Source organism: Sphingomonas glacialis, from assembly GCF_006439055.1.
Taxonomy (GTDB): Bacteria; Pseudomonadota; Alphaproteobacteria; order Sphingomonadales; family Sphingomonadaceae; genus Sphingomonas; species Sphingomonas glacialis_A.
The window spans coordinates 84,970-109,690 of sequence record NZ_RCZC01000002.1 but is presented as its reverse complement, the minus strand read 5'-3'; the positions used below and the strand labels follow the sequence as shown (position 1 = coordinate 109,690).

Below are 24,721 nucleotides of genomic sequence, written 5' to 3'. Positions count from 1 at the left end.
ACTCCCCTCCCCTAGCCCCTCCCGCAAGCGGGAGGGGGATTTATCCCACCAGCGACAGCTGCGCGCCGCTGGTGCGCAGCACCACATTGCCGACATCCTGCAGCGCTTCGATCCGCCCGACAAGTTCGCCGTCGAGCAGGAAGTCGCGACCGAGCAGAACGCGGGCGGTTTCCCCACCGGGAACCGCGACCGTGGCCCACACTTCGCCGCGTGCGCCCCGCGCATCGCCGAGCATCGCGGCGAGCGACGCCATCCCGGCCGGCGAGTCGATCGTCAGATCGAGGCTGAAGCGGGCATCGTTCGCCAATGCCTCGAACGGCTGGATCCGCTTGACCGAAACACGCGGGGTTTCCTCGCCCGGCCGCCGATCGAGCTCGACCGTCACCAGCCCGCACCCGCCGTTGCGCGCCGCTTCCTCGAGATCGGCGGCGACCGAGTCGTCGAAGCACGTCGCGACGAACTGACCAGACGGATCCGAGAGCGTCGCCATCAAATAGCGTTTGCCGCGCGCCGAGGTTCGCCAGCGCGCATCCTCGACCAGCGCCGCCATCGTTGCGCCGGTGCGCGTGCCGTCGTCGGGGATGTTGAGCTCGCCCAAGGTCGCGAAGCTGCGCGCGCCATGCATCTTGGCAAGGTGGCTGTGGCGGTCGACCGGATGCGCCGAGAAATAGAAGCCGAACGCCTCGCGCTCTTGGTCCATCCGCTCGGCCAGTGTCCAGCGCGCCGAGAGCGGCAGCTTGATCGGCGGCTCGGACGCCTCCGCGGTCCCGAAGAGACCGCCCTGCCCGCTGGTCTTCTGCTCGTGGATCCGCGCGGCGGTGGCGAGGATCGTCTCGGCGCAAGCGAGAATGCCCGCACGATTGTCATTGAGCCCATCGAACGCGCCCGCTGCGGCGAGCGTCTCGAGCTGGCGCTTGTTCATCACGCGCGGATCGATCCGGCGTGCGAGGTCGTCGATCGATTCGAACCGACCGCTCGCGTCGCGCTCGGCGACGACCTTCTCCATCGCCCCCTCGCCGACCGATTTCAACGCGGCGAGCGCATAGCGCACCGCCAGCCCGTCGCCGCTATCCTCGACGGTGAAGTCTGCCTCGCTGCGCAGGATGCACGGCGGCAGCAATTTGACGCCAAGCCTCCGCATATCGTCGACGAAGATGCTGAGCTTGTCGGTCAGCGTGAGATCGAAGCACATCGAGGCCGCGAAGAATTCGTGCGGGTGGTGCGCCTTGAGCCATGCCGTCTGGTACGACAGCAGCGCATAGGCCGCGGCGTGCGACTTGTTGAAACCGTAGCCGGCGAACTTGTCGATCAAGTCGAACAGCTCGTTCGCCTTTGCCGCCTGGATGCCGTTGATCGTCAGGCAGCCTTCGGCGAAATGGGCTCTTTGCGCGTCCATCTCGGCCTGGTTCTTCTTGCCCATCGCGCGGCGCAGCATGTCGGCCTGGCCGAGCGAATAGCCAGCGAGGATCTGCGCGGCCTGCATCACCTGTTCCTGGTAGACGAAGATGCCGTAGGTCTCGGACAGGATGCTCTCGAGCAGCGGATGCGGGTATTCGATCTCTTCCAGGCCGTTCTTGCGGCGGCCGAACATCGGGATGTTGTCCATCGGGCCCGGGCGATAGAGCGAGACGAGCGCGATGATGTCGCCGAAGTTCGACGGGCGCACCGCCGACAGCGTGCGCCGCATCCCCTCGGATTCGAGCTGGAACACGCCGACCGTGTCGCCCTTCTGGAGCAGTTTGTAGACGCCCTCGTCATCCCATTCGAGCGCATCGAGATCGAGCACCACGCCGCGCGCGGCAAGCAGGTCGATCGCCTTCTTGAGCACCGACAGCGTCTTGAGGCCCAAGAAGTCGAACTTCACGAGGCCCGCACCCTCGACATATTTCATGTCGAACTGCGTGACGGGCATGTCCGAACGCGGATCGCGGTAGAGCGGCACGAGATCGGCGAGCGGCCGGTCGCCGATCACGACGCCCGCGGCGTGGGTCGAGCTGTGGCGCGGGAGGCCCTCGAGCTGCATCGCCAGGTCGAGCAGATGGCGGACGTTGCTGTCCGACTTGTACTCGGCGTGGAGCTCGACCACGCCGTCGATCGCGCGCTTCAGAGTCCACGGATCGGCGGGCAGGTTCGGGATCAGCTTGGCGAGCCGGTCGATCTGGCCATAGCCCATCTGCAGCACGCGCCCGGTATCCTTGAGCACCGCGCGTGCCTTCAGACGCCCGAAGGTGATGATCTGCGCGACCTGGTCGCGGCCGTATTTCTCCTGGACGTAGCGGATCACCTCGCCGCGGCGGGTTTCGCAGAAATCGATGTCGAAGTCGGGCATCGACACGCGTTCCGGGTTGAGGAAGCGCTCGAACAGCAGCCCCAGCTTGATCGGATCGAGATCGGTGATCGTCAGCGCCCAGGCGACGACCGAGCCTGCGCCCGAACCGCGGCCCGGACCGACCGGAATGTCGTGGTCCTTCGCCCATTTGATGAAGTCGGCGACGATCAGAAAGTAGCCGGGGAAGCCCATCTGGATGATGACGTCGAGTTCGAAATCGAGGCGGGTGCGGTAGACGGTGCGCCAATCTTCGGCTTCTTCTTCACCCCCCTCCCGCGTGCGGGAGGGGTTGGGGGTGGGCTCGCGCTCTCCGGCTGTCGTACCGCTAGTGGAGGTCGGGCGCCCACCCCCAGCCCCTCCCGCAAGCGGGAGGGGAGCAGAGACGGCCAGCTCGGCGATGCGATTCAACCGCCGTTCCAACCCCACATGCGCGTCCTCGCGCAGCTTCGCCGCCTCGGCCGTCGGGTCGCCCGCCAAACTCGGCAGGATCGGCTTGCGCTTCGGCGCCGCGACGCCGCAGCGTTTCGCCACCACCAACGTGTTGGCGATCGCCTCGGGCAGATCGGCGAACAGCTCGCGCATGTCCTTGGCGGGCTTCATCCACGCATCGGGCGAGCTGCGGACGCGGTCTTCGCTGGCGATATAGGTCGAGCTGGCGATGCACAGCAGGATGTCGTGTGCCTCGCTGAAACCGGGCTCGGCAAAGCAGCATGGATTGGTCGCGACGATCGGCAGGTTACGATCATAGGCGAGGTCGAGCAGCGCGTTCTCGGCCTTGGTCTCGATCTCGTCTCCGCGCCGCGTCAGTTCGATATAGAGCCGGTCGGGGAATAGCGCCTCGAGGCGTTCGCAATAAGCGAGCGCGCGATCGGGCTGATCCTCGGCGAACAGCCGCGCGAGCGCGCCTTCGCGGCCCGCAGTGAGTGCGATCAGTCCCTCGGTGCGGCCTTCGAGCGCGGCGAAATCGACATGCGCGTTGAGTTCGAGCGGGCGGTCGAGATGCGCCTGCGAGACCAGCACGCACAGGTTCTGATAGCCCACCTCGTCCTGCGCATAGAGCGCGATCCAGTCGAGTACCGGCGTCATGCCCTCGGGCATGCCCGGGCGGCAGACGCCGAGCATCGCGCCGATGATCGGCTGTACGCCCGCGGCCCGCGCTGCGTCGGAATAGGCCATCGCGGCGTAAAGGCCGTTGCGATCGGTCAGCGCGGCGGCGGGAAACCCAAGTTCCTGCGCGCGCTTGGCGATTGCCTTGGGCTCGATCGCGCCGTCGAGCATGGTGAAGGAGGAGAAGATACGAAGGGGTACGAAACCGGAATGCGACATGGATATGACTATGGGGGGTACGCCGGTTTTGGGGAAGGCGGTGACTCGCAAAATGCGGTGGATATCATTTGGCGGACGTCAGGAAGGCCCCCAATGATGGTGCCAGCCACCTCCGTCGCCCCGGCGAAGGCCGGGGCCGCTATGTCGGGCGCGGTTCAGCCGTTGCGAACACAACCGAACGGCCCCGGCCTTCGCCGGGGCGACGAAGGTGACCCGTTCTACAGCAGCTTAGCGATGTCCGCCTCGATCTCGGCCGGCTTGGTCGTCGGCGCATAGCGTTCGACGACGCGGCCGTCCTTGCCGACGAGGAACTTGGTGAAGTTCCACTTGATGCCCTGCAGGCCGAGGATCCCCGGCGCCTGCTTCTTCAGCTCGGTGAACAACGGGTCCGCGTTCGATCCGTTGACGTCGACCTTGGCGAACACCGGGAAGGTCACGTCATAGGTCAGCGAACAGAAATTGGCGATTTCCGCCGCGTCGCCGGGCTCCTGCGCGCCGAACTGGTTGCACGGAAAGCCCAGCACCTCGAACGGCTGCCCGGCGAACGTGCGGTGGAGCGCTTCGAGCCCCTCATATTGCGGCGTGAACCCACATTTCGAGGCAGTGTTGACGATCAGCAAAACCTTGCCGGCATAAGCGGAGAGATCGACGGCCGAACCATCGGCGGCCTTGACGGTCAGGTCGGTGATCGCGGTCATGCGGAGTTTCCTTCGTTGCGCGCGAGCAGGAAGCGCAGGTTGCGCTCGACGCCCGCCCATTCGCTGGCGATGATCGAATAGACCACAAGATCGCGCACCCGGCCATCCATCACCTGATGGTTGCGCAAGATCCCGTCGCGCTTGGCGCCGAGCCGCTCGATCGCCGCCTGCGAACGCGTGTTGAACCAGTCGGTGCGGATCTGGACGGCGTTGCAGCCCAGCACCTCGAAGGCATGGCGGAGCAACAGCAGCTTGGCCTCGGTATTGACCCCGCTGCGCTGGACCGACTTGGCGTAGAAGGTCCCGCCGATCTCGAGCCGCTTGTGCCCCGCGCTCATCCGCATGTAGCGCGTGAGCCCGACGACGTGCCCGTCGGGGGTGCAGACGGTGAATGGCATCGCGCGACCAAAGTCGCGTTCCTTGAACACGGCCGCCATGAAGGCGTCGGGATCGATCAGCGTCGAGACGTTGGTGAAGAACAGCTCGCTGATGTTCCCATCCGCCGCCGCCGCGACGATGGCGTCGCGATCCTCGGGCACAGTCGGGCGCAGCGTGACGTGCCGCCCGACCATCGTCGGTGCGGTCTTCCAAGGATCCCCGATCATTGTACCCCTCTCTGATCCCAATCATCTATCGGACGCCCGATTTTCGATCGCGTAGGCGACCAGTACACCGAGTCGACGATCCCGAGCACATCCCCCACGCGCACCTGCTCGACCCCCATCTCCTGGAGGGAAACCCGGCTATCCGCCGCACGATCGCGATTGTCGCCTAGCAGAAACAGCTTCCCCGCATCGACGCGTACCGCTGCCACCGAATCGAAAAGCCCTGGCTCGATATCGAGGATGCGGTGCGAGCCTTGCTCGCCGGGAAAGCTCTCCTCGAGCATGCGCGACGCCGTGCCGTCAAAGCTCGGGCCGATCCCAACCAAACGTTGATCGGCGACCTTGCCATTGATGGCAACCACACCGTTCTGCATCTCAATCGTATCGCCCCCGATCGCAGCGATCCTCGCGGCGCGGATCTCGCCCTGGGTCTTGAACACGACGACAACGCCACGCCGCAATTCCGTCGCACGGAACCGCAGCGGGGCAAGGCGATCATTAACCTCCAGCGTCGGCAGCATGCTCTGCGATGGGATATAGAATGTACGGCCGATCCGCGCTCCGTGCGAAAGCGCCAATACGCTCGGGCCCAACCACCACGTCAATCCCGCCAAAGCGACCAGACCGACACAGCAGAGCGCAATGGTCGGCCATCCGAAGCGGCCAACCAGTGCCTTCACGCCAGCCGGCCCTCGTGCAGCCGCACGACACGGTCCATTTTGAGCGCCATCCGCTCGTTATGCGTCGCGACCAGCGCGGCCGTCCCCTCGCCACGCACCAGCCGCAGGAATTCGGCGAGCACAATATCGGCGGTCGCCTCGTCGAGATTGCCGGTCGGCTCGTCCGCCAGCACCAGCGCCGGCTGATTGGCGAGCGCGCGCGCGACAGCGACGCGTTGTTGCTCGCCGCCCGACAATTGGCTCGGGCGATGCGTCAGGCGGTGGCCGAGGCCGAGCGCGGTGAGCAAGGCGGTCGAGCGTTCGTTGGCCTCTGCGCGCGTCTTGTCGCGGATCATCTGCGGCAGGACGACATTCTCGGTCGCGTTGAAATCGGGCAGCAAGTGATGGAATTGATAGACGAAGCCGAGCTTGTCGCGCCGCACGCGCGTGCGCCCGTCGGCGTTGAGCCGCGCGGTTTCCTCGCCGTCGATCAGGATCGAGCCCCCGAAACCGCCCTCGAGCAGCCCGACCGCCTGCAAAAGCGTCGATTTGCCCGAGCCCGATGGCCCGAGCAGCGCGACGATCTCGCCCGCGCCGACCTGCAGATCGACGCCGCGCAGGACCTCGATCGTCTGTCCGCCCTGTTCGAAGCTGCGCGTCAGACCCGAGACGCCGAGAACCGGATTATTCATAGCGCAACACCTGGACTGGGTCGGTGCTCGCCGCTTTCAGCGCGGGGTAGAGCGTGGCGAGGAAGCTGAACAGCAAGGCCATCAGCGCGATGACCGTGACTTCGACCGGATCGGTTTTCGAAGGCAGTTCGCTCAGGAAGCGGATCGAGGGATCCCAGAGGTTCTGCCCAGTGACGAGCTGGACGAAATCGACGACGCTCTGGCGGAAATAGAGGAAGATGAAGCCGAGGATCAGCCCCGCGACGACGCCCAGCGCGCCGATCGTCGTGCCGACGGTCATGAAGATACGGATCATCCCCCCCCTGCTCGCCCCCATCGTCCGCAGGATCGCAATGTCGCGCGTCTTGGCGCGCACCAGCATGATCAGCGAGGAGAGGATGTTGAACACCGCGACGAGGATGATGATCGACAGCACGGTGAACATCGCGACGCGTTCGACCGCTAGCGCCTCGAACAGCTGCGCGTTCATCTGCCGCCAGTCCTGGATCACCCCCATCTTGCCGACCTTGGTGGCGAGCGGCGCGAGGATCGGCCCGACCTGGTCGGCATCGCTCGTCTGCAGCTCGACCATGTTGACCGAGTCGCCGAGCATCAGGAGCGTCTGCGCATCCTCCATCGGCATGACGACATAGGCCTTGTCGAAATCATAGACGCCGATCGTGAAGATCGCGCCGACGGTATATTGCACGATCCGCGGCACGGTGCCGAAGGGGGTGGTCTGCCCCTGCGGGCTGATCAGCGAGATCTGGCTCCCTACGACCGCGCCGAGTTGGTCGGCGAGCCCCGAGCCGATCGCGATCTGCCCGCTGCCCGGCATCAGCGACGAGAGCGAGCCCATCACGACCTTGCTGCCGATCGTCTTGTTCGACCGGATGTCGGAAACCCGCATCCCGCGCACCAGCACGCCTTCGACGCGGCCGTTATACGTCGCCATCAGCGGCTGCTCGATCAGCGGGGTCGCGCTGGTCACGCCCTTGGTCGTCTCGGCGAGCCCGACGACTTGACGCCAGTCGCGCATCTGGCCGCCGTACGCCTGGACTACGGCATGGCCGTTAAGCCCGACGATCTTGTCGAACAGTTCGGCGCGGAAGCCGTTCATCACGCTCATCACGATGACGAGCGCGGCGACTCCGAGCATCACGGCGACGAGACTGATACCGGCGACGAGGAAGATGAACCCCTCGCCCTTGCCGGGCAGCAAATAGCGCCGGGCGATCATGCGTTCATAGCGGGAGAGGATCATGGGCTGCGCTCTAGGCCGCGGCCGATGCGCTGGCAACCGTTCCCCCGAACGTTGCAGCTGTTGCGAAAGCGCCACAGGAGTGTCGCAATCGGTTCGCAACGGCCACATTCCCCATGACAAGCACCCGACGCGCTCGTAACGCTTTTGTCACTGACACACAGGCAATGGCCGTGGGTTCGGGGACTGGCCTTCAGCGCCGCCGCAGGGCTGGCAGCGGAGGTCGAAATGGGGGCTGACGAGCGATCGTCACGCAGGCGTCCGGGTCGGAAACGGCCCGGACGTTTGCGTTTGGGCGAAGGCGGCCGTGCCGGCCGCCGGTCCGCACAGCGGATCGCCCAAACCGGGCGGCGGGTCGAGCGAAGCGCGAACCCGTCCGACGGCGGCTTTGCCGACCGGCGCTTTCCTACCGACGCACCACTGCCCTCACCCGACCTCGCTTCGCTCGGCCACCCTCTCCCGCAAGCGGGAGAGGGAGAAGACCTCAAAACGTCTTGGAAATCGTCCCCCCGAACGTCCTTGGATCGCCCGGCTGCCCAACGATCAACCCGGTGCTCCCCGACTGCGTCGACAGCAGCTCGAAATAGTCCTGGTCGAACGCATTGCGCACCCAGGCGTAGACGTTGAAATCCTTCTTGCGATAGCCGAGCCGGAAGTTCGAGATCGAGTAGCCAGAGATATAGGTGTAGGCCGAAGGCGACGGGTTCGACGAGAAGCGCGTGCGGTAATTGCCGTCATAGCCGAGATAGACTTGGCCCCCGGAGGAATCGACCGGAACGTTATATTCCGCGCCGTACGACAGCGACCATTTCGAGATGCCGGGCAGACGCTGGCCCGAAATATCGCACGCCGCCGGGCTGACGCCCCCCGCAACGCCCGCCGCGGTCGCGGGGCTGGTCGCGCTGGCGGCGGTGCCGCCGGTCAGCTCGGGCGGGCACGGCGCGTTCTTGAAATCGACATATTTCGCGTCGGTGTATGCACCGTTGAAATAAAGATTGAAGCGCGGCGTCGGGCGGTAGGTCGTGTCGAATTCGAACCCGCGCGAGCGGACCTTGCCGGCATTGGCGAGATAACCGCGGATCACATTGATCGCGTTGTTGTTCACGGTCGCCTGGTAATCCTTGATGTCGGTCCAGAAGCCGGCAAGGTTCACGGTCAGGCGACGATCGAGAAACTGCGTCTTGAGGCCGATTTCATAGGCGGTGACCTTTTCGGGCTTCACCGTCTGCGTCGTCAGATCGACGCCGGTGCTGGTCGAGTTGAGCGGCAGGCCCGACAGATTGATCCCGCCCGATTTGAAGCTGCGCGAATAGGTCGCATAGCCGTGGACGTCTGACGCGAAATCGTACGACGCGGTCAGATCGCCCGATACGTTCCAGGCGCTGAACCTGGGGCTGTAGCTCTGCGGCGCGAGCGTATTGATCTGGTTCTGGAAGGTCGTGCCCGCCGCGGTGCTGCGCGCGCGCGCGGCGGCGAGCAGGCTCGCGACATTGTCGGCGGTCGCGACGAAATCGTACTGGCTGTTGCGGATGCTCACCACCGAAACATACGAGCCCGATTTCTTGTCGTAATTGATGCGCAGCCCCGGCTGCAGATGGAATTTATCGGTCACCGCCCAGTTGAGCTTGCCGAACACGGCGAAGCTGGTGTTGTCGAACGCGATCGTGTTGGTCGAGGTCAGCCCATTGAGCACATTGGGGTTGGCCGCATCGGCGCCCGACAGCAGGAAGCGGCTCGCCGCCGCCCCTTGCGCCTGCACGCCCTGGGTGTTGATCGTCTGGTTGAAAAAGAACGCGCCGACGGTGTAATCGAGCTTGTTCTTGCCGTTCGACGCGATGCGGACTTCCTGCGAATATTGCTTCTGCTGCGACGGGTTCTGCGAGATCGTCGTGATCGGCAGGCCGATGAAATCGCGGTCGTTGGCGGGCTGCCAATCCCAATAGCGCCACGCGCTGACCGAGGTCAGCGTCGCTGGCCCCAGATCCCAGTTCGCGACGAGCGAGGCGCCGCCGACTTCCTGACGCGAATTGATCGTCGCATCGAGATCGGTGACGCGGTCGAACGGATTGGTGCTCGGCGGCGTGTAGCCGAAATTCGCGGCGAGCGCGGCATATTGCCGGCTGGTGACGCGCTGCGTCGTACCGACGCGCGCATAATATTGCGCGCAGCACAGCGGGTTCTGGACGTTGAAATCGCCCGACAGCGTCAGGCTCAGCGAGTCGGTCGGCTTGTAGAGCACCTGTCCACGGAACCCGACATTGCGCTGGCGGTGCAGATCGGTCTTGCTCGTGACGTCATAAATCGTGCCGTGCCGCGTCGTCGCCGAGGTCGACAGGCGAATGGCGAGGTTGTCGGTGATCGGCCCCGAGATCGACGTCTTCGCCTGCAAGAAATCGTAATTGCCGACGCTCACTTCGGCGCGCGCTTCGGGCGAGAAGCTCGGCGCGCGGGTCGTGATGTTGAGCGCGCCCGACGTGGTGTTCTTGCCATAGAGCGTGCCCTGCGGCCCGCGCAGCACCTCGACGCGGTCGACATCGATGAAGTCGAACGTCGCCGCCCCCACGCGGCCGATATAGACGCCGTCGATATAGAAGCCGACGCCCTGCTCGATCCCGTCATTGGTCAGGCCGAACGGCGCGCCGAGCCCGCGGATATTGATAGCCGAGTTGCGCGGGTTGCTCGAATAGAATTGCAGCGAGGGAACTTGCTGCTGCAGCCGGTTGACGTTGAACGCGCCACTCTCCGCCAGCGATTTGCCGGTCAGCACCGACAGCGCGATCGGCACGGTCTGCTGCGTCTCGGCGCGGCGGCGGGCGGTGACGAGGATATCGCCATTGTCCTGGCTCTCCGCCGGCGTGGCGGCCTGCGGCTCCGACGTCGGCGCGGCGGGTGGATCGGTGACGATGGCGGGGCCTCCCAATACGGTCGAAGCGAGCAGCAAGGCCGGAACGGAAGCGAGCATGAAGATCCCCTGTGGTCGGGTTATTCCCGAGTCGGGAGCATATGCCCACTAAACGAGGGGAGTATCACTCGGTCTCCTTCTTGGGCCGCGGATAGATACGCTTTAGCGGCGCTTCAAAAATCCGGGGCGCGGCCTCTTGAACCGGGTGCAAGGCCAACCAGATTGAGCGCGTGCGGCGCTCGACACGAGGCTGCACCGGGCGGGTCGCGCAGCAGCGGACCCGGCTCGATCTGGACGACACTCGCTTTATCGAAGGAGTTACCATGCGTACGTTCGATCTCACCCCCTATCGCCGCTCGACCGTTGGTTTCGACCGGCTGTTCGACATGCTCGAGGCCAATGCCCGCCAGGCGAGCGCGGACAATTACCCGCCCTTCAATCTCGAGCGACTCGATGGCGACCGCTATCGCATCACGCTCGCCGTTGCCGGTTTCGGCCGCAATGATATCGAGATCACCGCGCAGCAGAATCTGCTCCAGGTGAAGGGCCGCAAGGAAGCTCAAGATGAAAGCTCGGCTGCGTTCCTCCACATCGGGATCGCCAATCGCAGCTTCGAACGTCGCTTCGAACTCGCCGATTTCGTGCGGGTCGAGGATGCGCGGCTCAACGACGGGCTGCTGGTGATCGACCTGATCCGCGAAGTGCCCGAGGCGATGAAGCCCAAGAGCATCGCGATCAAGACCGGCGCACCGCTGGTCGCGGTCGAGGACAAGGCGCAGGCGGCGTAAGCTCAGCCGCTGTCGAGGTATCGGTTAGGGCGCCCGGAGCGATCTGGGCGCCCTTTTTACGTCGGCAGCGATTAGCGATCGATCAAAGGATCCAGAAGCCCAGCGCTAGTCCCATCTGGATCGCGCAAATAAGCAGCGGCCGAGTGGAGAACGGCTCCTTCCGGGTTTTGTGGCGGAACCAACGTCGCGCCAGAAGCGCGCCGGGCGACCCGCCTATTGCCGCCAAGGTCAGTAGGTCGGCTTCGGATATCCTGCGCGCACGCGCTATCGCCCGCTGCTTATCCTGACAGAAGCACACTATCGTCCAGAGGTTGATGACCAGCAGGAAGGGAATGGCAAACCACACCATCGCTAACGCGCGAAGCGAATACCTTCCTGTGAGGCAACGGCCGGAATCATAACGCGACGTCGAAGACTATCGCGTGCCGCTCAGACCAGTCGCGATTGCTTCACGGCAGCAGCAATGAAGCTCTTGAACAGCGGATGCGGATCGAACGGCTTGCTCTTCAGCTCGGGATGGAACTGCACGCCGACGAACCACGGATGGTCGGGCCGCTCGACGATTTCGGGCAAGGTGCCGTCGGGCGACATGCCGCTGAACACCAGTCCGCCCTTTTCGAGCCGCTCGCGATACGCCGTATTGACCTCATAGCGGTGACGATGACGCTCCGAGATGTCGGTCTCTTCATAGATGCTCGACACCACGCTGTTGCCATCGAGCTTCGCCGGATAGGCGCCGAGCCGCATCGTGCCGCCGAGATCGCCGCCATGTTCGCGCTTTTCGATCCCCGCAGCGCTCATCCATTCGGTGATCATGCCGACGACAGGCTCATCGGTCGCGCCGAACTCGGTCGAGCTGGCATCGGGGATCCCGGCCAGATCGCGTGCGCCTTCGACGCACGCCATCTGCATGCCGAAGCAGATCCCGAAATAGGGAATCTCGCGCTCGCGCGCGAAGCGCACGCTGGCGATCTTGCCCTCGGCGCCGCGCGACCCGAACGCGCCGGGGACGAGGATCGCGTGCAGCGGCTCGAGCCGTGCGGTGATGTCGGCGTCGTCGGCCTCGAACAGCTCGGCGTCGATCCACTCGACGTTGACCTTCACCTTGTTGGCGATGCCGCCATGCACCAGCGCTTCGCCGAGCGACTTGTACGCGTCCTGCAGGCCGACATATTTGCCGACCACACCGACGGTGACTTCGCCCTCGGGGTTGGTCACGCGGTCCATGATGTCGGTCCAGCGCGACAGATCGGGGGCGCTGCCCGGCATGATACCGAACGCGTTGAGCACCGCGTTGTCGAGGCCCTCCTCGTGATACTGCACCGGCACCGCGTAGATGCTCTTGGCGTCGAGCGCCGGGATCACGGCTTCCTTGGGGACGTTGCAGAACAGGGCGATCTTGGCGCGGTCGCTCTCGGGGAGCGGCTGCTCGCACCGGCACACCAGCACGTCGGGCTGGACGCCTAGCGCCGCAAGTTCGCGCACAGAATGCTGCGTCGGCTTGGTCTTCAGCTCGCCCGCGGCGGCGATATACGGCACCAGCGTCACGTGGATGCTGACCGAATTGCCGCGCCCGAGATCGTTGCGCAGCTGGCGGATCGCCTCGATGAACGGCAGCGATTCGATATCGCCGACGGTGCCGCCGATCTCGCACAGCACGAAATCGAGGTCGTCGGTCTCGGCCTGGGCGAATTCCTTGATCGCGTCGGTGACGTGCGGGATGACCTGGACGGTCGCGCCGAGATAGTCGCCGCGACGTTCGCGCGTGATGATCTGCTGATAGATCCGGCCGCTCGTGATGTTGTCCGACTGGCGCGAGGCGACGCCCGTAAAGCGTTCATAATGGCCGAGATCGAGATCGGTCTCCGCCCCGTCGTCGGTCACATACACTTCGCCGTGCTGGTAGGGCGACATCGTGCCGGGATCGACGTTGAGATAGGGATCGAATTTGCGGATCCGCACGCGGTATCCGCGTGCCTGCAGGAGAGCCGCGAGGCTCGCTGCCATGAGACCCTTGCCGAGCGAGGAGACCACGCCGCCGGTGATAAAGATGAACCGCGCCATGGGAGAAGAGGCCTAGCGTCAAACGGGGTGGCGCGGCAAGCGCGCGACTCCAAACAATGAAGGATATGCGCGACCCACCGAGTCGCGCGCGAAACGAACCCGAAGGTTACTGCGCGAGCGGGACCGCGCTGTTGCCGACCGGTGCGGCGCTGTTCGGCGCCGACTGGAGCGCGCTGCGTGCGCCCGAGGCGAACGGCACGTTCGGATCACCCGGCGCGACCGGAGCCTGGACCGGCGCGGTGACCGCGGCAGGCTTGGCGCTGGCATCGACCTTGACCGACTTGCCCTGCGCCGCGAGCACCGCGAGCAGAATGCTGAGCGCGATGAACAGGCCGCCGAGAATCGACGTCGCCCGCGTCAGGAAATCCGCCGCGCCGCGCGCCGACATCAGACCGGCCGGGCTGCCGCCCATGCCGAGCCCACCGCCCTCGGACCGCTGCATCAGGACGACCGTCACCAGCGCAAGGGCGATGACGAAATGGACCACGAGGAGAAACTGGAACAGAAACATGAAGCGGGCTGATTCCTTGGGGGCGCTTTGACAGCGAAGCCGGGCACATAGGCGAGGTAGGCCGCGCGATCAACCGCGCGCGCAACGACTGTTACGGCACCCTGACCGTCACATTTCGCCATCGAACTGAAACCTGTGGCTTCCCGGAACGTTAGTGGACCAGGAATTACCCCGCTGGTGGGGTATCCGAGTTATTTGCGGACACCTGCCGTGGCTATACAAACAGATCATGCGCTTGCCGATTGGATGCATACGCTGGTGGATTATGTCCGGTCGGGCGAGCCTGACCTGACCAATCGACAGATGGCGCTGCTGCTCGTCGTCTATCTCAAACCGGGGCCGCATACCGTGCGCGGATTGGCGGCGATGCTCAACGTCTCGAAGCCCGTTGTCACGCGCGCCTTGAACAGGCTCGGTACCCTGGGCTATCTGCGCCGCCAACGGGACGACAATGACAAGCGCAACATCTTTGTTGCGCGTACGTCCGAGGGGGCAAGTTTTCTTGACGATTTCGGCCAATTTATCGGCGACACCACGCCCCAACCCGCGCGACAGCGGATCGTCCGGCACGCCGCCGCGTAGGAGCTTTGCGCTCGCTGGGCAGTCGGTCGAGCTCGATCCGCGCACCCATGCCGTGCGCCGTGACCTCGCCGACATCCGCCTCGCCGATCGCGTGTTCGCGCCGCATTACGCTTCGTGCGTGCAACGCGTCGTGATCAGCGCTACGGGCCTTCGCGAAGGCGCTGATCCGGAGTCTGCCGTGCTGACCGATCTCAAGACGGGCGATGTGTTCGAAGTGCTCGAATTCGTCAAAGGCCGCGCCTGGGGCCGTGCCCCCGGCGCCGGGCTGGTCGGCTATGTCGATGCCGACACGCTGTCCTGGCCCACGGCATGAGCGTCTCGGTCTTCATCGACGGTGCCGCCGGGACGACCGGCCTCGAGATTCGCGAGCGGCTTGCCGGGCGCGATGATATTTCGCTCGTCTTGCTCGACGATGCGCGCCGCAAGGATCCCGCAGCGCGCGCCGAGGCGCTCAACGACAGCGACTTCGTCATCCTCTGCCTGCCCGACGATGCCGCGCGCGAGGCGGTCTCGCTGATCGCCAATGATCGCACGCGCGTGATCGACGCCTCGACCGCGTTTCGCGTCGCCGACGGCTGGACCTATGGTTTCGCCGAGGTCGAGCCCGGCCAAGCCAATGCGATCGCCGAGGCGAAGCGCGTCTCCAATCCCGGCTGTTATCCGACCGGTTTTCTCGCTTTGCTCCGCCCCTTGGTGCGTGCCGGGCTCGTCCCGGTCGACTGGGGGATCAGCGTCAACGCGGTGTCGGGCTATTCGGGCGGCGGCAAGGCGATGATCGCCGAGTATGAGGGCGTCAATCCGCCGCCTGCGTCGCGTGCCTACGCGCTGAGCCTCGCACACAAGCATGTGCCCGAAATGCAGAAGCATGCGCGGCTCGAGCATCCGCCGATCTTCACGCCGTCGGTCGTCAACACCTATCGCGGGATGATCGTCGAGGTGCCGCTGGCGCTCTATCGCTTTCCGCGGCGGCCGACCTTGCTCGCCTGCGAGACCGCGTTGCGCGAGGCCTATCCCGAGGGCGGGCTGATCCGGATTGCCGAGGGCGATGCGTCCGCGGTGCAGGTTGAGGATGATGCCGGCACCGATCGCCTGACGCTGCGCGTCTGCGGCAATGCCGATATCGGCCAGGCGCGGCTGATCGCGACGCTCGACAATCTCGGCAAGGGTGCGGCCGGGGCTGCCGTGCAGAATCTGAACATCATGGCCGGGCTCGATCCGCTCGCCGGCCTCACCGTGTAACGCAAGGTTTCATCTTGGCGGGGCGCCCGGCGTTCCCTAGGTGATGCCTTCCCCAGGAGCTCGAATTCGCATGGCCAACCGTACGCCCGTCGGCAAACTCCTTCTGTTCGGCGCGACCGGCGACCTTGCGCAGCGGATGTTGCTGCCCTCGCTCTACGGCCTGCACGCCGATGGGCTGCTGCCCGAAGGGCTCACGATCACCGGCACCGCGCGGTCGGAGAATAGCGACGAGAGCTATCGCAAGTTCGCCAAGGACGCGCTCGAGAAGTTCGTCCCCAAGGACCGGATGGACGCCAAGGCGATCAAGTCGTTCCTCGAGCGCGTCCAGTACCAGGCGCTCGATGCGACCGACATGGCGCATTACAAGGATCTGTCGGCCAAGGTCGGCGATGTCGCAGGCGGTCTCGCGATTTTCTTGTCGACCGCACCGTCGTTGTTCGAGGCTGTCATTCGCGGGCTCGAATCGGCCGGCCTCGCCGGCGAGACCGTCCGCATCGGGCTTGAAAAGCCGCTCGGCTACGATCTCGAATCGAGCCGCGAAATCAACGATACCGTCGCGACCGCCTTCCCCGAGGAGCGGACCTTCCGGATAGACCATTATCTCGGCAAGGAGACAGTGCAGAACATCCTCGCGTTGCGCTTCGGCAATTCGTTCTTCGAGCCTATTTGGAACGCGCGCGGCATCGACAACGTCCAGATCACCATCTCCGAGACGGTCGGGCTAGAGGAGCGCGCGGCGTATTATGACGGCGCGGGTGCCCTGCGCGACATGGTCGCCAACCACATGCTGCAGCTGCTCGCGCTGATCGCGATGGAGCCCCCTGCCCGTTTCGACGGCAATGCGATCCGCGACGAAAAGGCCAAGGTCTTCCGCTCGCTGCGCTTGATCGAGCCGCAGGACGCGCCGCGCGATACCGTGACCGGCCAGTACGGCGCGGGCGCGAGCGGCGGCGAGATCGTCAAGGGCTATATCGACGAGCTGACCAAGCCCTCGACCACCGAGACCTTCGTCGCGATCAAGGCGCATGTCGACAATTGGCGCTGGCAGGGCGTGCCCTTCTACCTGCGCACCGGCAAACGCATGCCGACGCGGCGCAGCGAGATCGCGATCCAGTTCAAGCCCGTTCCGCATTCGATGTTCTCGAACCGTGGCGGGCTGCTCCAGCCCAACGTCCTGGTGATCCGCCTGCAGCCCGAGGAATATGTCCAGCTGCTGGTGATGGCGAAGGAGCCCGGCCTCGACCGCGACGGTATCCGCCTGCGCGAAGTGCCGTTGAACCTCAGCCTCGACGCCGAATTCGCGGGTTCGCGCCGCCGGATCGCGTATGAGCGCCTGCTGCTCGATCTGATCGAGGGCGACCAGACGCTGTTCGTGCGCCGCGACGAGGTCGAGGCGCAGTGGACCTGGATCGACGCGATCCGCGCCGGCTGGGTCGCCAACGACATGAAGCCCAAGAGCTATGCCTCGGGCAGCTGGGGTCCGAGCGCCGCGATCGCGCTGACCGAGCGCGATGGCGTGACCTGGCTGGACGAGTAGTTTCATAAGAAGCCCTCTTCCGCTTTCGCGGGAGAGGGTTGAGTGAGGGCCTTCTTCTTGTCGTCCCTCGAAGGTAGTAGAACCTCACCGACTGCGACTAGGCCGCGCTGAAGAAGCGCGACCAAGTCTCCGTAGCCTCCCCCGCTTGCGGGAGAGGGCAAGCAAAGAGAGAAGACAATGAGCGACGACCGTGAAATCGAATGGTGGGACTATGAAGACGCCGAGGAGATGGCAGCCGCCGTCGCCGGCGATATCGGCTTCATCATCGACAGCGCGATCGACGCGCGCGGCGCGGCGGTGATCGCGCTGTCGGGCGGCAAGACGCCGATCCCGATCTACGCCAAGCTCGCCGCCGCCAAGCACGACTGGAAGCGCGTGACGATCGTCCCCGTTGACGAGCGCATCGTGCCGCTGGGCGATCCGCTGTCGAACGTCACGATGATCGCCAAGGCGTTCCTGCCCAAGGGCGCGCGCGTCATGCCGATCGTCCCGACCGCGACCGCCGACTACAAGGCCGCCGGCCGTTCGGCCGATGCGCTGATGCAGGACCTGCACTGGCCGCTCGATTTGTGCCTGCTCGGCGTCGGCGCCGACGGCCACACCGCGTCGATCTTCCCCGGCCCCGATTATGACGAAGCGCTGTCGGGCCCGAACGAACGCCGCGCGCTTGGCGTGATGCCCGATCCGCTCCCCAAGGAAGCCCCGGTCGCCCGCGTCACGCTCAGCCGCGCGGCAATCGTCTCGGCGCGCGCGCTGATCATCGCGGTCACCGGCGACGCGAAGAAGAAGGTGATCGAAGCCGCGATCAAGCAGGGTCCGTCGTCGAAATACCCGATCGGGCGCGTGCTTGCCGATGCCGAGCTGCCGGTGGATATTCACTGGGCCGCCGAATGATCTCCAACCCCTCCCCGGGAAGATTGTCGTGACCCTCCATTCCGAAATCGCCGCGGTCACCGACCGCATCATCACCCGCTCCAAGCCGACGCGCGACGCCTATCTCGCGCTGATCGGCCGGGCGCGCGACACGCATATCGAGCGCCCCGCGATGGGCTGCGCCAACGCCGCGCATGCCTATGCCGGCACCGAGGAGGATCGCCCCGCGCTCACCGCCGCCAAGGCGATGAACATCGGCATCGTCACCTCGTATAACGACATGCTGTCGGCGCATGCGCCTTACTATCGCTACCCCGAGCAGATGAAGATCTGGGCGCGCGAAGCCGGGGCGACCGCGCAGGTCGCCGGCGGCGTTCCGGCGATGTGCGACGGCGTGACGCAGGGCTATGCCGGCATGGAGCTGTCGCTGTTCAGCCGCGACACGATCGCGCTGTCGACCGCGATCGCGCTCAGCCACGGCATGTTCGAGGGTGCCGCGCTGCTCGGCATTTGCGACAAGATCGTGCCCGGCCTGCTGATGGGCGCTTTGCGCTTCGGTCATCTGCCGATGGTGCTGATCCCCGCCGGGCCGATGCCCTCGGGTCTCGCCAACAAGGCCAAGGTCGCCGTGCGCGAGGCCTATGCCGAGGGCAAGGTCGGGCGTGATGCTTTGCTCGAGGCCGAGATCGGCGCCTACCATTCGAAGGGCACCTGCACCTTCTTCGGCACCGCCAATTCGAACCAGATGATGATGGAGATGATGGGGCTGCACATGCCCGGCGCCGCCTTCATCAACCCCGGCACCAAGCTGCGCCAGGAGCTGACGCGCGCCGCGGTCCACCGCGTCACGCAGATCGGCTGGCATGGCGACAGCTATCGCCCGATCGGCCTGTGCGTCGATGAAAAGGCGATCGTCAACGCGGCGATCGGCCTGCTCGCGACCGGCGGGTCGACCAACCATCTGCTGCATCTGCCCGCGATCGCGGCCTGCGCTGGCATCCTGATCGACTGGGAGGATTTCGATCGCCTGTCGAAGGCCGTCCCGCTCGTCGCACGCGTCTATCCCAATGGCGCGGCCGACGTGAACGGCTTCGAGGATGCCGGCGGTATGCCGTACGTCATCCGCGAACTCGCCGATGCCGGTCTGCTCCACCGCGACCTTATGACCGTCGCGGGCGAGGACATGACCGATTACGGCCGCAAGCCACGCCTCGACGAAAACGATACGCTGACCTGGGCTGATCCCGGCGAAAGCGGCGACGACACGATCCTGCGCACGCCGGCCGCGCCGTTCGCCCCCGAGGGCGGCTTCCGCATCCTCACCGGCAATCTCGGCCGTGCGTGCATCAAGGTCTCGGCGGTCGAGCGCGATCGCTGGACGATCGAGGCGCCGGCGGCGGTGTTCCATGACCAGGCCGCGGTGCTCGCCGCGTTCCAGGCGGGCGAGCTGACCCGCGACGTCGTCGTGGTGATGCGCTTCCAGGGGCCGCGCGCCAACGGCATGCCCGAGCTCCACAAGCTCACGCCCGCGCTTGGCGTGCTGCAGAACCGCGGCTTCCGGGTGGCGCTCGTCACCGACGGGCGCATGTCGGGCGCGAGCGGCAAGGTCCCCGCGGCGATCCATTGCTCGCCCGAGGCATTGGGCGACGGCCCGCTCTCGCGCGTGCAGGACGGCGACATCATCCGGCTCGATGCCGAAGCGGGTGTGCTCGAAGCGCTGGTCGATCCGGCCGAGTGGGCCGCGCGCATTCCTGCGACCGCGCCACCCGAGGCCGATGGCATGGGCCGCGAACTGTTCGGCCTGTTTCGCGCCAATGCCAACGAGGCCGAACGCGGGGCATCGCCGCTGCTCACGGGTATGGGGTGGTAAGCGCGTGCAAAGCGCGCAAGCCCCTCCCCTTCAGGGGAGGGGTTGGGGTGGGGCCGTCCCGCGAAAGCGAACTTCAGCTTTGAGGCACGTCCCCACCCCCAACCCCTCCCCTAAAGGGGAGGGGCTTATATTGGTCGCCGGTTGCGCGCACCAAGACGGAGAGAAATAGCATGGAAGTCGTTTCGGTCGATATTGGCGGTACGCACGCGCGCTTTGCGATTGCCGAGGTCGACAAGGGCCGCGTCGTCGCGCTCGGCGAGCCGGTCACGCTCAAGACCGCCGAATATGCCGGTTTCCAGACCGCCTGGGAGGCGTTCGGCCAGCAGATCGGCCGCCCGTTGCCGCGCGCCGCGGCGATCGCGGTCGCCTCGCCGATCAGCGGCGACGTGATCAAGCTGACCAACAACCCCTGGGTGATCCGCCCGCCGCTGATCAAGGAACGACTTCACGTCGATGAGTTCGTGCTGATCAACGATTTCGGCGCGGTCGGTCAGGCCGTGGCGCAGGTCGATCACAAGGATTTTCTCCATCTCTGCGGGCCCGATGTGCCCTTCGCGGATCGTGGCGTGTTGACCGTGTGTGGTCCTGGCACCGGGCTCGGCGTGGCGCAGGTGCTACGCACGGCGGACCGCTATCATGTACTCGAGACCGAGGGCGGCCATGTCGATTTCGCGCCGCTCGACGCGATCGAGGACCGCCTCACCAAGCGTCTGCGGACCAATTACACGCGCGTTTCGGCTGAGCGCGTCGTCTCGGGCCCCGGCATCGTCGCGATCTACGAGACGCTCGCCGATCTCGAGCATCGCACCGTTCCGCGGCTCGACGACAAGGCGATCTGGAGCGCCGCGCTCGACGAGGGCGAAAGCCTGGCGGTCGCCGCGCTCGATCGCTTCTGCATGAGCCTCGGCTCGGTCGCGGGCGATCTCGCGCTGGCGCATGGCTCGAACGGCGTGGTGATCGCCGGCGGGCTCGGGCTGCGGCTCAAGGACCATATCCGCAAATCGGGCTTTGCCGAGCGCTTCGCCGCCAAGGGCCGGTTCCAGGGCCGCATGTCGGCGATCCCGGTCAAGCTCATCACCTATCCGCAGCCCGGCCTGTTCGGCGCGGCTGCCGCCTTTGCCCAGGAGCACACGCTATGACGACGATTACCGACATCATGCGCACCAGCGCGGTCATCCCCGTGCTGGTGATCGACGACGCCGCGACCGCCCGCCCGCTTGCCGAGGCGCTCGTCGCGGGCGGGTTGAAGGTGCTCGAAGTGACCCTGCGCACCGGTGCCGCACTCGAGGCGATCGCCGAGATGAAGAAGGTGCCGGGCGCGATCGTCGGTGCTGGCACCGTGGTGAACCCCGAGCAGTTCAAGCAGGCAGTCGATGCGGGGGCCGAGTTCATCGTCTCGCCCGGCCTGACCGAGCGCCTCGCCAAGCCGATCATCGCGAGCGGCGTGCCGTTCCTGCCGGGCATCGCCAATGCCGCCGACATCATGACCGGGCTCGACCTCGGCCTGACCAACTTCAAATTCTTCCCTGCCGAGGCGAATGGCGGGTTGAAGGCGCTCAAGGCGTTGGCTGCCCCCTTCTACCAATGCAGCTTCTGCCCGACCGGCGGCATCACCGAGGCGAGCGCGCCCGAGTGGCTGAGCTTCAAGCCGGTGCTGTGCGTCGGCGGCAGCTGGGTCACGCCCAAGGGCGCGACGATGGCCGAGGTCGAAGCGATCGCGCGCGCGGCGAGCGGTCTGCGCGCGTAACGTCGCTCAAAGCTGGATTGGCGGCCCGATGCGTTCCATGCCGTAGGAGCGCAACAGGGCCGCGTCCTTCTCCTTCGAATAGCCGCCGGGGCTGAAACCGAGCTGCTCCCACGCGTTGAAGAACGCCTCCATCTTGCCCGCTGGCGCATAGCTCAGCAGCATGCGCCCCCGCGTGGTCCCGACGAACGCCCAGGCATGGGGAACGCCGCGCGGGCCGAGCACGCAATCGCCGGTCTTGAGCGGGAAGCGCGTTTCGCCGACCTGGACGAGATAGTCGCCCTCCAGCACGAAGAAGAGTTCGTCCTCGCCGTGATGGATGTGGAGCGGCGGGCCGCCGCGCCGCTGGTTGGCCTGCTCAATGACGAACAGATCCCCCTTGGTTTCGCTCGTGATGACCTTGTAGGTGGTCGCGCTGACGCCGATCTGGCGCTTGCGGCCTTCGCGGTCTCCCCCGGCAGCGACCGAGGCGAAGGGCGGCGGCGCAGTCGCTGGATCGGCTATCGCCGGAAACATCGCCAAGGCCGGCGATGCCCGCACGGCCGATCCTCCGATCAGCGCCGCAAACGGAAGACCCAGTATCGACCTGCGCTCCATACATCCTCCAGCGTGGTGGCGGTTACGGCTCAATCAACACAAATATCGTTACGGAAAAAGACGATAAGCGGGTTTGAATGTCAAGCTCGCGCGGGCTGGCCGGGGCGACGCAACACCCGCCGCGTTTCCGTCAGATCCCGTGCGCCGCGCGATACGCCCGCCACTTCACGACATTGGCGTTATGCTGTTCGAGCGTGTCGGCAAAGACATGCCCGCCCGACCCATCTGCCACGAAATACAGCGCATTCGACTTGGCGGGGTTGAGCACCGCGTCGATCGACGCGCGCCCGGGGTTGCAGATCGGCCCGACCGGCAGCCCGACCATCGCATAGGTATTGTACGCATTCACCGCATGCACCTCGGACAGCAGGATCTTGCGCCCGAGCGGCCGCCCCTTGGTGATCGGGTAGATGATTGTCGGATCGGCTTGGAGCATCATCCCGCGCTTCAGTCTGTTCGAATAGACCGCCGCGACCATTGCGCGTTCGCTCGGCTTGCCGGTTTCCTTCTCGACGATCGAGGCGAGGATCAGCGCCTGTTCGGGCGTCGTCACCGCGAGCCCCGGCGCACGCTTCGCCCAAGCGGCGGCGAGGTAGCGTTTGCGCACGCTCTGCATCCGCGCGAGGATGAAGGCGCGCGTGTCGCCGCGCTGGAAGGCATAGCTGTCGGGCAGCACGCTGCCCTCGGCCGGCACATCGACACTACCCTTCAATTCGGTCGCGCGGTCGAGCGCGTCCTTGACCATTACCGAGGGCCACCCTTCCGGAATCGTTACGAAGCGCTGGATCGTCTTGGTGCCCTGCAGCACCTTGAGGATGTCGGCCTGGCTCAGACGTGCCGGAATGCGATACTCGCCCGCCTTGATCGGGGCGTCCGAGCCGAACAGCTTGGCGAACAGCCGGAAGCGCGTGGCCGACGCGATCGCGCCCGACTTTTCGAGCGCGACCGATGCGCCGGCAAGGCTCGTGCCCGGCGCGATCTGCACGCTGATCGGGCGAGCGAGCGGCCCGCGTCCGCCCCACATCTGCACGACGACGAACAGCGCCACGATCGCACCGAGGCCGACCAGCAGTCCGAGGCAGCCGACCTTGCGCATCGCTCTATCCTTGCTCCGGGGTGCGCGGCGCACCGCACGCCGTACGCCGCGTTTCGGCTGACGCACGGCGCGCGATCACATCGCGCGCAGGACGAGGCTCGCATTCGTCCCGCCGAAGCCGAACGAATTGTTGAGCACCGCCTTGACCGACCGCTTCTTGGCGACGTGCGGCACGAGATCGACGCCCGCGCAATTGTCGCTCGGATTGTCGAGGTTGAGCGTCGGCGGGACGATCTGATCACGCATCGCGAGGATGCAGAAGATGCTCTCGACCGCGCCCGCGCCGCCGAGCAGATGCCCGATCGCCGACTTGGTCGAGCTCATCGACATCGTCTTGATATTGTCGCCGAACAGGCGGCGGACCGCGTTCAGTTCGAGCTCGTCGCCGAGCGGGGTCGAGGTGCCATGCGCGTTGATGTAATCGATGTCGGAGAGCTGCAGCCCCGACTTGCGCATCGCCATTTCCATCGAACGGAACGCGCCCGAACCCTCCGGGTGCGGCGCGGTCACGTGATAGGCGTCGCCCGACAGGCCATAGCCGATCACCTCGGCATAGATCTTCGCGCCGCGCGCCTTGGCGTGCTCATATTCCTCGAGGCAGACGACACCTGCGCCCTCGCCCATCACGAAGCCGTCACGATCCTTGTCGTACGGACGGCTGCCCTTTTCGGGGGTCGCGTTGAAATTGGTCGAAAGCGCGCGCGCCTGCGAGAAGCCGGCGATCCCCAGCGGGCAGATTGCGCCCTCGGCGCCGCCTGCGAGCATCACGTCGGCATCGTCCATCGCGATCATCCGCGCGGCATCGCCGATCGAATGCGCGCCGGTCGAGCAGGCGGTGACGACCGCGTGGTTGGGGCCCATCAGGCCGTATTTGATCTGCACCTGGCCGGTGATGAGGTTGATCAGCCGACCGTGGACGAAGTGCGGGCTGACGCGACGCGGGCCCTTTTCGTGCAACACGATCGATTCGCTGGCGATTCCCGGCAAGCCGCCGATGCCGGCGCCGATCGAGCAGCCCGCGCGATATTTCTGCTCGAGCGTCATGTCGAGCAGGCCGGCGTCCTCGAGCGCCTGGCCGGCGGCATCGATGCCGTAGATGATGAAGGGATCGACCTGGCGCTGGACCTTGTGGTCGACGCGCTTGTTCGGGTCGAAGCCGTAAGGATGGTCAGCGGGCTTGACCTCGCACGCGATGGTGCAGGCATAGTCCGTCGCGTCGAAGCGCGTGATCGTCCCCGCGCCCGATTTCGCCGCGAGGATATTCGCCCAGGCGGTTTCGACATCGGCGCCAAGCGGCGTCACAAGCCCCAGTCCGGTTACGACAACACGCCGCATGGCCATCTCCGTGTAAATTCTTGATCTTCGTAAA

22 protein-coding genes are annotated in these 24,721 nt (G+C 65.7%); 9 read left to right on the top strand and 13 right to left on the bottom strand.

Annotation, left to right across the window (positions count from 1 at the left end):
* Window positions 1–40: 40 nt before the first annotated feature.
* From dnaE to EAH76_RS04270, 7 genes are all read right to left on the bottom strand, one after another.
* Window positions 41–3,655 (bottom strand): DNA polymerase III subunit alpha, encoded by a 3,615-nt coding sequence (gene dnaE, locus EAH76_RS04300; protein WP_140848573.1) that lies wholly within the window; start codon window positions 3,653–3,655, stop codon window positions 41–43.
* A 218-nt stretch (window positions 3,656–3,873) separates the two neighbouring features.
* Complete coding sequence (locus tag EAH76_RS04295) at window positions 3,874–4,353, bottom strand: glutathione peroxidase (protein ID WP_140848570.1); 480 nt, start codon at window positions 4,351–4,353, stop codon at window positions 3,874–3,876.
* Complete coding sequence (locus tag EAH76_RS04290; protein ID WP_140848567.1) at window positions 4,350–4,958, bottom strand: GNAT family N-acetyltransferase; 609 nt, start codon at window positions 4,956–4,958, stop codon at window positions 4,350–4,352. The genes EAH76_RS04295 and EAH76_RS04290 overlap by 4 nt, the downstream gene beginning before the upstream one ends.
* Window positions 4,955–5,638: a signal peptidase I gene (lepB, locus tag EAH76_RS04285; RefSeq protein ID WP_140848565.1), complete on the bottom strand. Its 684-nt coding sequence runs from the start codon at window positions 5,636–5,638 to the stop codon at window positions 4,955–4,957. The genes EAH76_RS04290 and lepB overlap by 4 nt, the downstream gene beginning before the upstream one ends.
* Entirely contained in the window at window positions 5,635–6,309 is a 675-nt protein-coding gene (locus EAH76_RS04280; RefSeq protein ID WP_140848563.1) for an ABC transporter ATP-binding protein, read from the bottom strand. Before EAH76_RS04280 ends, lepB begins: the two co-directional genes overlap by 4 nt.
* Window positions 6,302–7,552 carry a lipoprotein-releasing ABC transporter permease subunit gene (locus EAH76_RS04275; RefSeq protein ID WP_140848561.1) on the bottom strand — a complete coding sequence of 417 codons (1,251 nt, stop codon included), beginning with the start codon at window positions 7,550–7,552 and terminating at the stop codon, window positions 6,302–6,304. Before EAH76_RS04275 ends, EAH76_RS04280 begins: the two co-directional genes overlap by 8 nt.
* A gap of 481 nt (window positions 7,553–8,033) precedes the next feature.
* Window positions 8,034–10,511 (bottom strand): TonB-dependent receptor, encoded by a 2,478-nt coding sequence (locus tag EAH76_RS04270; RefSeq protein WP_140848559.1) that lies wholly within the window; start codon window positions 10,509–10,511, stop codon window positions 8,034–8,036.
* A 263-nt stretch (window positions 10,512–10,774) separates the two neighbouring features.
* On the opposite strand from EAH76_RS04270, the gene EAH76_RS04265 reads away from it, so the two are divergent.
* Window positions 10,775–11,239: an Hsp20 family protein gene (locus EAH76_RS04265; protein WP_140848557.1), complete on the top strand. Its 465-nt coding sequence runs from the start codon at window positions 10,775–10,777 to the stop codon at window positions 11,237–11,239.
* A gap of 82 nt (window positions 11,240–11,321) precedes the next feature.
* Here EAH76_RS04265 and EAH76_RS04260 read toward each other — a convergent pair whose 3' ends face one another.
* The 3 genes from EAH76_RS04260 to secG all read right to left on the bottom strand — a co-directional run bounded on the left by EAH76_RS04260 (window position 11,322) and on the right by secG (window position 13,814).
* The gene (locus EAH76_RS04260; protein WP_140848554.1) at window positions 11,322–11,588 is read right to left on the bottom strand and encodes a DUF1294 domain-containing protein; all 267 of its coding nucleotides are present in this window, start codon (window positions 11,586–11,588) and stop codon (window positions 11,322–11,324) included.
* Window positions 11,589–11,668: 80 nt separating this feature from the next.
* Complete coding sequence (locus tag EAH76_RS04255) at window positions 11,669–13,303, bottom strand: CTP synthase (protein ID WP_140848551.1); 1,635 nt, start codon at window positions 13,301–13,303, stop codon at window positions 11,669–11,671.
* A gap of 106 nt (window positions 13,304–13,409) precedes the next feature.
* On the bottom strand, window positions 13,410–13,814 hold the full coding sequence (gene secG, locus EAH76_RS04250; protein ID WP_140848548.1) for a preprotein translocase subunit SecG: 405 nt from the start codon (window positions 13,812–13,814) through the stop codon (window positions 13,410–13,412).
* Window positions 13,815–14,060: 246 nt separating this feature from the next.
* On the opposite strand from secG, the gene EAH76_RS04245 reads away from it, so the two are divergent.
* The 8 genes from EAH76_RS04245 (at window position 14,061) to eda (ending at window position 21,662) form a co-directional block, all read left to right on the top strand.
* A complete protein-coding gene (locus tag EAH76_RS04245) occupies window positions 14,061–14,396 on the top strand; it encodes a MarR family transcriptional regulator (protein WP_029625324.1) in 336 nt (111 codons plus the stop codon).
* Window positions 14,317–14,709, top strand: coding sequence for an SH3 domain-containing protein (locus EAH76_RS23875; protein WP_161988971.1), 393 nt, complete (start codon window positions 14,317–14,319; stop codon window positions 14,707–14,709). Before EAH76_RS04245 ends, EAH76_RS23875 begins: the two co-directional genes overlap by 80 nt.
* Window positions 14,706–15,635 carry an N-acetyl-gamma-glutamyl-phosphate reductase gene (gene argC / locus EAH76_RS04240; RefSeq protein ID WP_140848545.1) on the top strand — a complete coding sequence of 310 codons (930 nt, stop codon included), beginning with the start codon at window positions 14,706–14,708 and terminating at the stop codon, window positions 15,633–15,635. The genes EAH76_RS23875 and argC overlap by 4 nt, the downstream gene beginning before the upstream one ends.
* A 70-nt stretch (window positions 15,636–15,705) precedes the next feature.
* Window positions 15,706–17,172 (top strand): glucose-6-phosphate dehydrogenase, encoded by a 1,467-nt coding sequence (gene zwf / locus EAH76_RS04235; RefSeq protein ID WP_140848543.1) that lies wholly within the window; start codon window positions 15,706–15,708, stop codon window positions 17,170–17,172.
* 177 nt (window positions 17,173–17,349) lie between these two features.
* The gene (gene pgl / locus EAH76_RS04230) at window positions 17,350–18,066 is read left to right on the top strand and encodes a 6-phosphogluconolactonase (RefSeq protein WP_140848540.1); all 717 of its coding nucleotides are present in this window, start codon (window positions 17,350–17,352) and stop codon (window positions 18,064–18,066) included.
* 28 nt (window positions 18,067–18,094) lie between these two features.
* Complete coding sequence (gene edd / locus EAH76_RS04225) at window positions 18,095–19,915, top strand: phosphogluconate dehydratase (RefSeq protein ID WP_140848537.1); 1,821 nt, start codon at window positions 18,095–18,097, stop codon at window positions 19,913–19,915.
* A 170-nt stretch (window positions 19,916–20,085) separates the two neighbouring features.
* Entirely contained in the window at window positions 20,086–21,054 is a 969-nt protein-coding gene (glk, locus tag EAH76_RS04220) for a glucokinase (protein ID WP_140848535.1), read from the top strand.
* Complete coding sequence (gene eda, locus EAH76_RS04215; protein ID WP_140848533.1) at window positions 21,051–21,662, top strand: bifunctional 4-hydroxy-2-oxoglutarate aldolase/2-dehydro-3-deoxy-phosphogluconate aldolase; 612 nt, start codon at window positions 21,051–21,053, stop codon at window positions 21,660–21,662. Before glk ends, eda begins: the two co-directional genes overlap by 4 nt.
* A 6-nt stretch (window positions 21,663–21,668) precedes the next feature.
* Here eda and EAH76_RS04210 read toward each other — a convergent pair whose 3' ends face one another.
* From EAH76_RS04210 to fabF, 3 genes are all read right to left on the bottom strand, one after another.
* Window positions 21,669–22,199: a cupin domain-containing protein gene (locus tag EAH76_RS04210; protein WP_241659557.1), complete on the bottom strand. Its 531-nt coding sequence runs from the start codon at window positions 22,197–22,199 to the stop codon at window positions 21,669–21,671.
* 187 nt (window positions 22,200–22,386) lie between these two features.
* The gene (gene mltG, locus EAH76_RS04205; protein WP_140848529.1) at window positions 22,387–23,352 is read right to left on the bottom strand and encodes an endolytic transglycosylase MltG; all 966 of its coding nucleotides are present in this window, start codon (window positions 23,350–23,352) and stop codon (window positions 22,387–22,389) included.
* Between the two features lie 75 nt (window positions 23,353–23,427).
* Entirely contained in the window at window positions 23,428–24,687 is a 1,260-nt protein-coding gene (fabF, locus tag EAH76_RS04200; RefSeq protein WP_140848526.1) for a beta-ketoacyl-ACP synthase II, read from the bottom strand.
* Window positions 24,688–24,721 lie beyond the last annotated feature (34 nt).